At 42.8% G+C, this 13,422-nt stretch carries 10 protein-coding genes; 4 read left to right on the top strand and 6 right to left on the bottom strand.

Features of this window, described 5'->3' with window-relative positions:
• Positions 1-17: 17 nt before the first annotated feature.
• Both ftsY and ACWIUJ_RS04340 read right to left on the bottom strand, forming a co-directional pair.
• Positions 18-914: a signal recognition particle-docking protein FtsY gene (gene ftsY / locus ACWIUJ_RS04345; protein WP_454169205.1), complete on the bottom strand. Its 897-nt coding sequence runs from the start codon at positions 912-914 to the stop codon at positions 18-20.
• Between the two features lie 6 nt (positions 915-920).
• Positions 921-1,766 carry a hypothetical protein gene (locus ACWIUJ_RS04340; RefSeq protein ID WP_454169203.1) on the bottom strand — a complete coding sequence of 282 codons (846 nt, stop codon included), beginning with the start codon at positions 1,764-1,766 and terminating at the stop codon, positions 921-923.
• 81 nt (positions 1,767-1,847) lie between these two features.
• Here ACWIUJ_RS04340 and ACWIUJ_RS04335 point away from each other — a divergent pair, with 81 nt between their 5' ends.
• From ACWIUJ_RS04335 to ACWIUJ_RS04325, 3 genes are all read left to right on the top strand, one after another.
• A complete protein-coding gene (locus ACWIUJ_RS04335) occupies positions 1,848-2,600 on the top strand; it encodes a 5-formyltetrahydrofolate cyclo-ligase (protein ID WP_454151424.1) in 753 nt (250 codons plus the stop codon).
• Positions 2,512-4,086 carry a ribonuclease Y gene (gene rny / locus ACWIUJ_RS04330; protein WP_454151426.1) on the top strand — a complete coding sequence of 525 codons (1,575 nt, stop codon included), beginning with the start codon at positions 2,512-2,514 and terminating at the stop codon, positions 4,084-4,086. Before ACWIUJ_RS04335 ends, rny begins: the two co-directional genes overlap by 89 nt.
• Positions 4,087-4,156: 70 nt before the next feature.
• Positions 4,157-5,503, top strand: coding sequence for a class II 3-deoxy-7-phosphoheptulonate synthase (locus tag ACWIUJ_RS04325; RefSeq protein WP_454151428.1), 1,347 nt, complete (start codon positions 4,157-4,159; stop codon positions 5,501-5,503).
• A gap of 38 nt (positions 5,504-5,541) precedes the next feature.
• On the opposite strand, the gene ACWIUJ_RS04320 is transcribed toward ACWIUJ_RS04325, so the two are convergent.
• The 3 genes from ACWIUJ_RS04320 to ACWIUJ_RS04310 form a co-directional block, all read right to left on the bottom strand.
• Positions 5,542-7,326, bottom strand: coding sequence for an ABC transporter ATP-binding protein (locus tag ACWIUJ_RS04320; RefSeq protein WP_454169201.1), 1,785 nt, complete (start codon positions 7,324-7,326; stop codon positions 5,542-5,544).
• Positions 7,327-7,444: 118 nt separating this feature from the next.
• Positions 7,445-9,256 carry an ABC transporter ATP-binding protein gene (locus ACWIUJ_RS04315; protein WP_454169199.1) on the bottom strand — a complete coding sequence of 604 codons (1,812 nt, stop codon included), beginning with the start codon at positions 9,254-9,256 and terminating at the stop codon, positions 7,445-7,447.
• 12 nt (positions 9,257-9,268) lie between these two features.
• Positions 9,269-10,774 carry an MFS transporter gene (locus ACWIUJ_RS04310; protein ID WP_454169197.1) on the bottom strand — a complete coding sequence of 502 codons (1,506 nt, stop codon included), beginning with the start codon at positions 10,772-10,774 and terminating at the stop codon, positions 9,269-9,271.
• Between the two features lie 48 nt (positions 10,775-10,822).
• On the opposite strand from ACWIUJ_RS04310, the gene ACWIUJ_RS04305 reads away from it, so the two are divergent.
• Positions 10,823-10,996: a hypothetical protein gene (locus tag ACWIUJ_RS04305; RefSeq protein WP_454169195.1), complete on the top strand. Its 174-nt coding sequence runs from the start codon at positions 10,823-10,825 to the stop codon at positions 10,994-10,996.
• A 66-nt stretch (positions 10,997-11,062) separates the two neighbouring features.
• Here ACWIUJ_RS04305 and ACWIUJ_RS04300 read toward each other — a convergent pair whose 3' ends face one another.
• Positions 11,063-13,327, bottom strand: coding sequence for a TonB-dependent receptor (locus ACWIUJ_RS04300; protein ID WP_454169193.1), 2,265 nt, complete (start codon positions 13,325-13,327; stop codon positions 11,063-11,065).
• Between the last annotated feature and the right edge of the window lie 95 nt (positions 13,328-13,422).

Genomic DNA, 13,422 nt, shown 5'->3' with positions numbered 1-13,422 from the left:
TGCCTTTATCACTTTATTTACGCGCTAAATATAGAATCAAGCAAGGTTGCGACATATTCTTGGGCACTAAAGGCGATTAAATCCTCTGCTCCCTCGCCCACGCCAAGAAACACAATAGGGATTTGCAATTCGCTCACAATGCTAAAAATCGCCCCTCCCTTGCTTGAGCCATCAAGTTTGGTGATGATGATTCCATCGATTTTGGTATGTGAGGAGAAGTGTTTGGCTTGATTGATGCTTGAGCTTCCTTGCGTGCCATCAAGGATAAGGTAGTGTTTGATGAGGTTGCTCGCGTTTGGGTTATCCATTCTCTCGCATAATGCCTTTTGGCTTACGCGAATGATTTTTAGCAATTCATTTGTAAGATTGCTTTGTGTGTGCAGTCGCCCAGCTGTATCCAAAATCACCATATCATACCCCTTAGCAATGGCTGAAGTAATACTATCAAAGCATACTGCACTAGAATCTCCGCCGATTTTTGAAGCAATCACAGGGATTTGCAACCGCTCACCCCACGCCTTAAGCTGTTCGATAGCTGCTGCACGAAAGGTATCGCCCGCGCCCAAAAGCACACTCTTACCCTCGTTTTTGTATTTGTTGGCGAGTTTGGCAATGCTCGTGGTTTTCCCCGCGCCATTTATCCCCATAATGAGTAGGACTTGTGGTTTTGTGGGGAGAGTTTCGGTGTGTGGTGGTGTGGAATCTGAGCGAATGCGTAAAATCTCGACAAGTTTTGGGGCTAAAATATCACGCGAAATGTTTGAGGGCAGGGAATCTAAAAGTGATTGGATAACATCATAATCCATATCGCATTCGATTAAAAGCTCTTCAAGCTGGTCTTTTGAGAGGCTATCTTGCTTTTTACCAAGTATTGAGCCTATGTGGCTGGTGGTCTTTGAGAGAAAGGAGAGCATAGCTTATTATTTAGCGGGGTTGGCTTGGCTTTGCTCGCTAGATTCTACAAAATCTGCGGGATTTGCAGAATCTTGTGGTTGTGCTTGAGGCTCATCTTGTGTGTCGTGTGGCTCGTGCGTCAAATCCGCATTTTCATTTATTGGTAAATCCAAATCACGCATTTCTTGGATTTGAAAAGCATTTTGTGCCTCAGCATTAAGCACATCGTGCAAGATAAAGAGTAAATCGCGCTCTATCATTTCTTGTGGCACGAGCCCTGCATAATCCACCACCTTGCTTCCATCGACATCTAAAAGCCATACATAGCCCGATGAAATATCTTTATCTAAAAAGTTTAATATGTCATTATTAACGCCTTGCACGACTGCGGGCGTATAAATAGGATAACTTTTAGCATAGGCGTTTAAGACAGAGTTTATAGATTGTATATTTTGCTCATTTTGTGCGGCGGGAGTAAGGATAAAAAGATTGATATATTTTGCGTATTTTTGCTTTAAATCCACAATATGTGGGGCAAGTGCGAGGCAGTTTTTACAATCGTGCTGGACAAAAAGCAAAATACTTGGTCGCTTATTTGAAGCATCACTTTCCTCGCTTGTAGAGATTTTAATTACCTCACTATTGCTATCAAGCACTTCAATGGTAAGTGTTTGCGCTTCATTGGAATCTTCCCCAACAGAAGTGGGGTTAAGAGTGTAAGTAAAGCTATCCTTTTTCTCGTGTTTAAATTTATCACAAGCTACAAAATTCAAACAAAGCAATGCGAATGCAAAAAAACCAGCGATATATAATGCCATTGATGTCTTGTGTGTCATAGATTCTCCTCCCACTAAAGAATGTGATTGTTTCATTATTTGTCCTTATTTTACATTATCAAAATGTTTAAAGCAAAATGTGTGCTATGATTATACACAAAAAAGGATAAATTGCGTATGAGTGCTAAAAATGCGTTTCGCCAATGGGCTAAAATGCAACAAATTTATGCTAAAGCAAAGGTTTTGCACGCTAAAATCTCTCCACTCTCAAACCTCTCTACAAGCCCATCACAAGCAAATCCCCTCACAGAGAATCTCCTCGCACAAAAGCCATTTGACAGAGATTCTAAAATTATTTGTAAATATCTTTTCGCACTTTTGCAAAAACTTCAATCTAAAAATATTTTATTGTATGCTCCATTTGTGTTTGAGGCGGATATTTGGGAGTTAATTTGGCGATTAAAAAGGCAAAAAAAGAAAATTTTTCTCCCATTTATACAAGATTTAAGTTTTAAAATGTTACCATTGCACTTGCCATTACAAAAAAATCGTTTTGGCATTTTTGAAAGTAAATATTCTAATTTTAATTTAGCAAAAATCGACACGGCGGTGATTCCAACATTTGGGATTGACGCAAAGTTTAAGCGCGTGGGATTTGGCAAGGGAATGTATGATAGATTTTTTTCGCGTAACCATAAAATTGGACTTTATCCTAGAAAGAAAGTTTGTAAAATTTTTGTAAGTCGCACACCTTGCATAAGTCCTCGTGTCCTTACTCAATCCTTTGATATAATGGGGGATTATTTTATTAGCGCTTTGTCGTGTTGCAAAAGGACAAAGTATGATGATTGTAGTGTATATAGTAGGCGTGCTCCTTTTCGGCGTTATCGTTGCCTGCGTTACTTACCTAGTAAGCAAAAAGATATTTAGTTCTAATGTTGATGTGCTTTTAGAGCAAGCAAAGGCAAAGGCAAAGGCGATAGAATATGAGGCAGAAAAGCTGTTGCGTGAGCAAAAAATTAAGTGCAAAGAAGAAGAAATCGCTCTAAGACAAGAGTATGAACAAAGTCAATCTAATCTTAAGGCTGAATTTCAAGCAAAGGCAACAGAACTTGAAAGGCAAGAATACAAAAAGATTCAAGAGCTTGAGCGACAAGAAGAATCAATAAGAGAAGAGCAACAAAGATTAGCGAGTTTAGAAAATAAGATTCTCAACGCACAATCTGAGAATCAAAAAGTGCGCGAACAATATGAGGACGCACGCAAAGAGGCGGTTAAAGTTTTAAGTCAATATAGCAGGTTGTCTATTGATGAGGCGCGCGAGAGACTTCTTGAGATGCTTGAAGAGGAGCTTATCGAGGATAGGGCGATGATGATACGCAAGTATGAAGAGCGAGCAAGGCACGAAGCCCAGCAAAAAGCGCATTATGTCATCGCTCAAGCCACAATGCGCTATGCGGGAGAGTTCGCCACAGAGCGTCTCATAAATGTAGTAAGTCTGCCAAATGATGAGCTAAAAGGGCGCATTATTGGTAAAGACGGGCGCAATATAAAAACATTAGAGATGATAAGTGGCGTTGATATTATCATTGATGATACACCAAATACTATCATTGTAAGTAGCTTTAATCTCTATCGCCGTGCTATCGCGCTAAAGACGCTAGAAGCACTTATAGAAGACGGGAGAATCCAACCCTCGCGCATTGAAGAAGTGTATGAAAAAACAAAAGAGCAAATGGACGAAATCATCTTGCAAGATGGCGAAAATATCGTTCTTGATATGGGGATTGGCATAATGCACCCCGAGCTTAAAAGACTTTTGGGTAAAATGCGTTATCGTGCAAGTTATGGACAAAATGCACTTGGGCACTCTATCGAGGTGGCAAATCTTGCAGGAATGATTGCAGGCGAGCTTGGTGGTGATGAGCGTTTAGCGCGTAGAGCGGGAATCTTGCACGACATTGGCAAGGCTTTGACACAAGAACTTGGTGGGAATCATATTGACTTGGGCGCGGAAGTATGCAAGCGGTATAAAGAGCACCCTGTGGTAATAAACGCTATTTACGCACATCACGGCAAGGAAGAGGCAAAAAGTATCGAGTGTGCGGCAGTTTGCACGGCTGATGCTCTCTCTGCTGCTAGACCGGGTGCTAGACGCGAAGTGTTAGAGAGTTTTTTGCAACGCGTGCAGGATTTAGAGAGGATTGCCTTACAAAAATTTGGCGTGAAGCAAGCCTATGCTATCAATGCTGGGAGAGAAGTGCGCGTGATTGTGCAAGCTGATTTGGTCGGCGATAATGAAAGCATTGTGCTATCACGCGAAATCGCCAAAGAAATCGAAAAATCTATGCAATATCCCGGAGAAATTAAGGTAAATGTAATCCGTGAGGTTCGCGCAGTTGAGTATGCAAAGTAGCAAACACTTTGTGTATAAAATTTGCTTTATAAGGCATATTTGCCTATGAAATTTATTGTAAGGACAAGAGATGAAGACACAATGGAGTAGAGATTCTTGGCGCAAAAAGCCAATCAAACAGCACCCAACATACAAAGATTCCAAACATTTGCAAGAAGTTGAATCTACTTTAGCGGGTTATCCTCCACTTGTCTTTGCTGGCGAGGCGAGGAAGCTAAAAGAACAACTAGCAAAGGTATGCAGGGGCGAGGCATTTTTATTGCAAGGCGGGGATTGTGCGGAGAGTTTCTCACAGTTTAATGCCATAAATATCCGCGATTTGTTTAAAGTTATCGTGCAGATGAGTGCGATTTTGACCTTTGGGGCAAGTTGCCCTGTGGTAAAGATTGGGCGAATGGCTGGGCAGTTTGCTAAACCTCGAAGTAGTGATTTTGAGGAAGTTAATGGAGTGAGTTTGCCAAGCTATCGCGGAGATTTGATAAATGGCGTGGAGTTTAGCAAGGAAGCACGCGAGCCAGACCCAAATAGAATCTTGCAAGGCTATAATCAAAGTGCAGCGACACTTAATTTGCTCCGTGCCTTTGCACAAGGGGGATTTGCGGATTTAAATCAAGTGCATAAATGGAATCTTAGCTTTGTAAAAAACAACACTTTTGGCAAAAAATACGAGGAAATTGCAGATAGAATCACGCAAGCCCTGCATTTTATGAAAGCGTGCGGGATTGATTCACAAAGTTTGCCGACATTGCGTGAGACAGAATTTTACACAAGCCACGAGGCGTTGCTTTTGCATTATGAAGAGCCATTGTGTAGGCAAGATTCTCTCACGGGGCAGTGGTATAACTGCTCGGCGCATATGCTGTGGATTGGTGAGCGCACACGGGGATTAGATGAAGCGCATATCGAGTTTTTGCGCGGTGTAGATAATCCGCTGGGCGTGAAAGTAGGACCAAATGTAACAAAAGAGGATATTTTGGGGCTTTGTGATATTTTAAATCCTAAAAATGAGGAGGGCAGGCTTAATCTCATCGTGCGAATGGGCGCGGATAAAATCAAGCAAAATTTCCCTAAAATCTTGCAATCCTTGCAAGGCGAGGAGCGCAATATCGTGTGGAGTTGCGATCCGATGCACGGAAACACGATTAAAGCGAGCAGTGGGTATAAGACGCGTAACTTTGATAGTGTGCTTGATGAGGTAAAAAGTTTTTTTGAGATTCACAAAGCAAATGGAAGTATCGCTGGTGGCGTGCATTTAGAAATGACAGGAATGGATGTAACCGAATGCACGGGTGGCTCGCAAGCTATCACAGAAGAGGGGCTAAAGTGCAACTACAACACGCAATGCGACCCGAGACTAAACGCCACGCAAGCCATTGAAATGGCATTTTTAATTAGCGATATGTTAAAGCGCACATAGGATTGTTGTTTAACCTATGGTGTGAGTTCCGCTAGATTTCACTCTTGTAGATTTTGTGCTTGCCACATTTTGGCGTATTCGCCCTCTAGTGCCAATAATTGCTCGTGCGTGCCAGATTCGACTATTTCGCCATCGCGCAAAAATACGATTGTATCGCAGTTCATCACGCTTTTTAGCTTGTGGGCGATGATGATGATGGTTTTGTCTTTGGCAAGGGCGTTTAGGGCTTTTTGCATTGCAAATTCATTTGCCACATCAAGACTTGAGCTCATCTCATCTAGCAGGATAATTGGCGAGTCTTTTAGGATACACCTAGCGATTGAGATTCTCTGCTTTTCCCCGCCGCTTAAGGAAGTCCCGCCCTCACTCACAGCCGTCTCAAGCCCCTGTGGTAGTTCACGCACAAAATCTAGCGCATTTGCAGAATCTAGTGCCTGCTCTATCTCACGCTCACTTGCGTCCTCCTTGCCAAATGCGACATTAGATTTCACACTCCCTTTAAACAAATACACCTTTTGAAACACCATAGAAAATTTGCTCATCAATCTTTCAGGCTCTATGCTAGCGATATTTTTTAGACTGCTAGGCTCATTTGCATTGCCGATTTTTATCGCTCCATTGCTTGGCTCATAAAATCGCGCGATTAGCTTTACTAGCGTGCTTTTGCCACTGCCAGATTTACCGACAATCGCTAGGCTACTTTTATGCGGAATGACAAGGTTAATATTACGCAGGGCAAAGTCGCTTTTTTGATGTTTGTTCTCCTCATTTGCCCCGTAGGCAAAATCGAGATTCTCCACTACGATGTCATTTCCGCGTGGCAATTCTTTGTCATCGCCCGCGACTTTGCTTTCGCGCAGAAGTGTCAAAATATTTTGCCCAGATTTTGCAAAATAGCGCAACTCAATAAAATTTATCGCAAAAGTCATCAGCGGGACAAACGCCTTAGAGCCAATCAAAATAAAGCCCAAATACTCAATCACGCTTAATTCCCCACTAAGCAAAAATTCCCTCCCAAAGCCTATCATAAGTCCAATTCCAGCCCCCATACACGAAATCACAGAGAGCGCAAAAGGCATTAGCCCCACTTCGATGCGGATACTCTCTTTTCGCAAGTTTTCAAAGCTAGCCTCCAATCGCTTAAATTTCTCCCCGCTTAGATTATGTGCCTTTATCGTGGCGATTCCATCGATATATTCGTTGATATGATTTGAAGCGTCCAAAACTGCGGCTATGTGCTTTTGGCTTAGATAGTCGCTAAGTCGCCTTGTAAGCGCAAGTAAAATCACCGCAAAAGGCACGCAGGCAAAAAACGCCAACGCCATTTGCCAATGATAGACTGCAAGCCCGATAAACACAAGCACGCTTAGCGCGAAGCTCGCAAAGACTTGCGGGAGGAGGTGGCTACTTGCCTGCTCTAAATTTGCAAAATCTTTCATCAAACAATGACTAAGCCTCGCAGGATTTGCGCTCTCTAAAAATCCTAATGGCAGTTTGCGGATATGCTCAGCCAAAGCGATTCGCCCTTGTGCGCTTGCTTTGTAAGTCTCTTCAAAGTTTGCCTTATACGCAGGGAGTGAGAGATAAAAGCTCGCAATCATTAGCCCAAACCCCACCGCACAAATTATAAGCAATTCGCTAAAATCCGCTTCCTTTGCTCCCAAAAGTGAGCCCTCAAAAAATGGCGATAATACTCGTGCTACAAAATAAATAACCACAAAAATGGTGCTAAATTTTGCCACTTCGGCAATGGTAGTCAGCGCGAACGATTTGTAAAATCGTCTCGTGTCATTTAGGGTGATGTCTTTTATCATTTGTATCATTGTATCTCCTTTTGTTTTGGTGTTTTTTGTGTTTTTAAAATTTAAATTCTCGAATCTAGACGAATTTTGTGCGTGTAGATTTTGACTTCAAGTCCAAACGCCAAAATCCACACGCCTGCTAATTTTTAATACTCCATTGTTGTGTATCATTGTAGAGATTCCATAGTTCCTTATACTGCGGGCAAGACTTTAATAAGTCTTTGTGCGTCCCAAGCGCGAGAATCTCGCCTTTTTCCATTAGCGCGACTTTGTCGCATTTAAGCGCGGAGTTGAGCTTGTGTGCGACCATTATGAGTGTTTTTCCACGCGCTAGATTTTTTAGTGCCTCATTGAGCTTTGCTTCATTTTCGCTATCAAGTGCGGAATTTACCTCATCAAGCAACAAAATAGGCGCGTTTTTCAAAATCGCCCGCGCTAAGTTTATGCGCTGTGCTTCGCCACCGCTTAGATTCATTCCTCCCTGCCCGATGACACAATCTAGCCCATATTTGGTGATGATTTCATCGCATTGCGCTAAATGCGCAGCGTGCAAAATTTCCTCATCGCTGGCTTCCTTGCCAGCTTTTATATTCTCACGCAGTGAATCGAAAAACATAAAATTCTCTTGAAACACAAAGCTCATTGCTTCCATCAAATCGCGTTCTGCAATGTCTTTTATATCCACGCCACCTATGAAAATCCCCCCGCGCTCGCGCTCATAAAATCGTGCGAGCAAATGCACGATACTAGATTTCCCCGCACCGCTTTTGCCGACAATGGCAAGCGATTCCCCTTGTCGCAGTGCAAAACTTACATTTTTAAGCGCGTGTTTTGCGCTCAATTCTCCATTTGGATTTTGATATGCAAAATCTACGCTTTTAAATTCTATGTCAAAGCGCGTTGGTTTGAGCGGATTTTTGCTTTGTGGCAGGGGCTTTTGGCGAAAGATTGTATCCACTCGCTCCACCGCTTCGCTTATTTGCATTAGCTCGCTACTTAGGTTAAAAAGGCGCAAAAATGGCGCGATTAAGCCATTGCTAAGCAATATGAAAAACACGCATACCAAAATATCGTAGAGATTGAAAGTATCACGCGTGATAAAATACGCACAAAAGGGCAACGCAAAGAGGATAAAGCCATTTACAAGCGTAGTAAAAACCCCAAAAGGACGCATACATTTGTAAGTAAAACTCAAAGTGAAATGATGATAGTCCTCCACAGATTTAGCAAAATCTTGGAATGCAAAAATGCTTTTGCCAAACATTTTTACCACGCTAATGCCTTTGATAAACTCCATACTTGAGGAGTTTATGGATTCTAGCTTGCTAAAAAACTGCTCTAAGCAGGCTTTCATCTCTACTTTTGTCTTGCCATAGACGCTAAATTGCACAAATAGCCCGACTAAATACACCGCCACGCATACTATGGCAAGTCGCCAATCAGTGAAAACAAAAATCACAAAAATCACGCACGCCCCCACGATAGATTGGATAAATTCTGGAATCTTATGGGCGACAAAGTTTTCGATTTTTTCGACATTTTCTTGCAAAGTTTTGTGAATCGCACCTTTTGTCGTGTGTGTGAAATAGCCTAGTGGAAGCGTGGCTAGGTGGCGAGCAAGGCGCAAGCGTAGATTGTAGAGAATGCGATATGCAGCAAAATGACTAAGCGTAAAAGTCGCCCCTTGCAAGAGCATAGAGACAATCACGCTAGAAATGGCGATAAGCGCGCAATAAAACACCAAATTTTTATCCACATTTGCCAAATCGTGCGCGTTTAGGACAAACTCTTGGACTATCCAATACCCCGCAAAATAAGGCACAAACTGCAAAATCGCAGAAAGCGCGCTAAGCAGGCTAGAAAAAGCTAAAAGCGTCTTTTTCTCCCCGCTAATCTCAAGCAATCTAGGCACACCTTTTTTTGGCTTTTTGTTTTGGTTTGTTGTTTTCATTGTTTTACTCCTTTATGTGATTTTTTTATTACACGCGGTGATAGCTAGCGCGATGAGTCCAAACACAAGCGAGGCGCAAAATAGCGCGAAATAGCCATTTGCTACGCTTGATTCGATTCCGTTGCGAGCCAATACTTCGCTAAAATCTGCCAACGCTTCGCTAACGCCACTTAGGCTAGATTCTGCGCTTGCCACGCTAGAATCTCCACTGCCAAGCCCCACTCCGTCAAAATCCGCGCTACCAAAATCTGCCCCGCGTGAATGGTGAGAATGCCCCTCGCCTTTGCTTAGGGCTTCAATGGTATCTTGCGCGATAAAAATCCCTAAAATCTGTGAAGCGATAACCCCGCCGATGACAAAACAGGCATTTTCCGCCGAGCGCAAGAAGCTAAAATCTACCCCGCTTTGTGCGCTAGATTCACACACTCGCATTCCTAGCGAATACATAAACACGCATAGCGCGCACATATACACGCCAATGCACGCTAGCCCAAGCAAGATTAACGCGTGATTTTGCCATAGCCACATATTTGCTAGCAATAGCAAAAACACGCACGCACAAAACGCCAAAAGCGTGATAAACGCAGGGCGAAATCCAAAAATGCGGATAAGCAAATACGCTAAAGGTGCGCCTACAAACATCGCTACGCAATTTATCACCCCACCGACAATCCCAACGACATCAAGCGAAAATCCAATATAGACTAAAAGCATTGTGCTTGTGGTGTTTGCAAGCGCGATAGGGAGCATACAGAGGCAAAAAAATCCTAGCCACCCCCACAAACTTAGCCTTTTTAGCGTTTGCAAAATCGAGTCTTTGGAATGGCAGGAATCTTTAAAATGCAGGGAGTCTTTGGAGGGCGAGGAATCGATGGCGTAATTTGTCGCGTTTGTAGCGATTTTTGCGCTATTTGCGGGCGATATTTCAGAATTTACACCGCGAAGATTCCCATATTGCCCATTTGAGTTCATACGCACAAACGGCACGCAAAGCAACGCCACAAAAAACGCCATCACAAAGCACGCCACGCTAAAGCCATATTTTTCATAGATGATGAGGGCGACTATGATGCCCATAATCCCACCAACGCCAGAGGCAAGGAGCATTATGGTATTTAGGCTTACTTTTTTATCCGCGCTTGTTTGCTCTATGGCAATGGCATTTAGGCTAATGATAGCACACGCCCCAAGCAAACACATAACCATAAACGCCACGCATAATAGCCCTATATCTTGTGGCGAGGCAAAAGCCCCAAGCGCGATAAAACTAACCGCAGAGACTAGCCCAAGTGCTAGGCAGAGAATCTTAAAATTATGTGCGTGCTTTTTGCGCCAGATTTCCACCAAGCCAGAGTAAAAAAAACTTAGCATAAAGGGAATCATCGTAAGGTAAAGTAGCCCGATTTCTTGCGGGGCGATGCCATCTTTTGCCATTATCGCGGGCAACGCGCCATAAATCATCAGCGTAAAAATGCTAATAATGCTATACACGCTAAAAGAAATGCTATACAATTTCATAATTTTGCTCCTTTGTGTTGATTTATTTATTGTCGTTTTATTGTCATATTGAGCGTTAGCGAAATATCTCACTTTTTAGAATCTAGAGATATTTCGGCTTTTTCAAAGCCTCAATATGACAAAATCATAGATTGCCACGAAGTCGTGCCGACTTCTCGCAATGACAAAAAAACTTGTCATACTGAGCTTTTTGCAAAAAAGCGAAGTATCTCAAAACATTGAAAAACAGAGATATTTGGGCTTTTTCAAAGCCTCAATATGACAGAAAAACCTCCTTTTAATGTTGATTTAATATTTATACGCCACTTGCGCGCCGAGATTCCACGGGTTGCCTACAAGGTAGTAGGGTTCTAGTGGATTAAGTTGCCGTGCATAGAGCGCGTAGCGCGTGTTGGTTACATTTTGGGCGAAGATTTTAAAGCTAAAGTTTTTGTATTCATAGCGCGTGTTGAAGTCCAAAACCACATAGGGCTTTTGCATCAAGTCATCACTGCGTATCAAATCATCAAAATATTGCTTTGTGTAAAATCGCGCATTGCCACCTACATACAATCTATGCGCATTTATGCGTAAGAAATTCCAATCCGCACTTGCAGTGAGGCTCACAAGCGGTGCGTATTTTAGCTCCTTGCCACGCACATCATAGGGAGCGGGTTGCCCGCCGATACTTAAGCTACCGACATTTTTGCCACCATTTGTATAGCGCGCGATACCGATATTTGTGCCGAGACTTACATACAATCGCTCGCCATTGTAGCTTATATCTGCTTCAAACCCCGTGCTATATGCGTCTCCTATGTTTTTGATACTTTGGGCGATACTATTTCCCACATAGGCTTGCCTATCTTGGATATACGAATAATAAACAGCGAGATTTGCCATAAGCGCAGAATCTAAAAAGCGCAAATGGCTTCCTAACTCCGCGCTATAAATCTGCTCTGGGTTATAAGGCTCTTTGTCATCATCTGCATAGGGGAATTTCGCAAATCCGCCCATTTTGGTGCTATGCGTGCCTGCAATGTAGAGTTTAATATGCTCGTTTGGATTAAAGCCAAATGAGATTCTAGGATTAAAAGTATGCCAGCCCTTGTCGTTTTTATAAGCCGAATTGATAAGAGCACCCGGTGCGAGAGGGCTATCTATGGAAGCGTGATAATACTGATAGCGTCCGCCAAAGCCGATGTCAAAATATTGCCCTAAGGGGAAATACCCATCGCCAAAAAGAGCGAATGTATTTACCCGCTCTGTTGCACTCCAATTTGCCCGAAATCCAAATGGCGTCATATCACCAGCCCCACCGATAAATCCGCGCATACCATTATCGGTAATCAAATGCTTATAATACGCACCAAAAGTCGTGCGGATTCCATTGCTATACTCGCTATCTAAGCGCAACTCCTCTAGCACTTGCGTAATATCATAAAAATACCCGTCCTTTTTGCCTCCATAAGTTTGCACCAAAGGATAAGTGTTAGTAAGAGAATCTGTTTTATTAAAAGCAGTAATGGAGCTTAGCAAATGCCCACCAAAGTCATAATCTAGCTTTAGGCTTGCTTGCTGGGCGAGGAGCTTTTCCCAAGGGCTTTTGGCATACACGGCGTTTGGTTGCCCAAGTGTAGTGCCATTTGGTTGCCACGCTTGATTAGCCCCGTAGCCATAATTATCCGCCACAGGAGAATCTGCGGGAATCTCCCAGCCACTAGCGGTTGTGCCGTTTTGGTATTGGGATTTGGTAAGCCAAAATCCTTTGGTGTTTTTAGGCACATAGTTAAAATTATAGCTGACCGTGGCTAGAAACGCACTTGTAGGGGCATAATACAGCGAAGCCCCGCCTAAAATGCTATCGCTATCTTTCATATTTTTGTTCCCATATTTGATAAAGCCATTATCGTGTATGTAGCGCACGCTTGCCTTGCCCCAAAGTTTGTTTTTGACTAGTTCGCCACCTATGTAGGCGTTTAAGTCCTCATAGAGCTTTGAGCCTGTGAGAGAGACATTGGCATAGTCGCCTTTCATCGGGTTTTTGGTGCGGATAGAGATTAGCCCTGCTTGGGAGTTTTCGCCATAGAGTGTGCCTTGCGCACCGCGAAGCAACTCTACTGCCTCCACATCGCCTAAGGCTTGGATAAGGAAATTTGCACTTTGTGGGATACCATCGACATAGAGATTGAGCGTGGTGGTGTAATAATCAGGGCTAGAAATCCCGCGCAAAGAAGCCATAGGAAACACCGATGTGCCGTGAGAATCTTGAATCTGCAAGCCCGCAAAAATGCTACTTAGCTCGGTAGTGGATTTTATGTTGGCATTTGAGAGTTGCTTTTGCTTTACCACTTGCACGCTAGAATTTACACTTTGGATTTCCGCTTCATATTTGTTTGCATAAGTCGTAGTAGTGGATTTTTCGAGTTGCACAGATTGCTGTGGTGTAGCGTTAGAATCTTGTTTATCGCTAAATTTTGTGTCTTCGCTTTGTGCGTTTATATTACTTAATGCTAATAGCGCGCAAGTAATAATAGAAATTGTGTAAGGCTTAGTTTTTGGCATTGCTTCCATTAGTTATCTCCTTAGAATTAGATAAAAATAAGTCGCAATAATAATAAAAGCCATCAAAAAATTTCTACTCTAAAATACCAAAATACCTCAAAATA

The organism is Helicobacter sp. 23-1046, from assembly GCF_053654635.1.
This window is presented reverse-complemented; position numbering and strand designations above follow the sequence as displayed.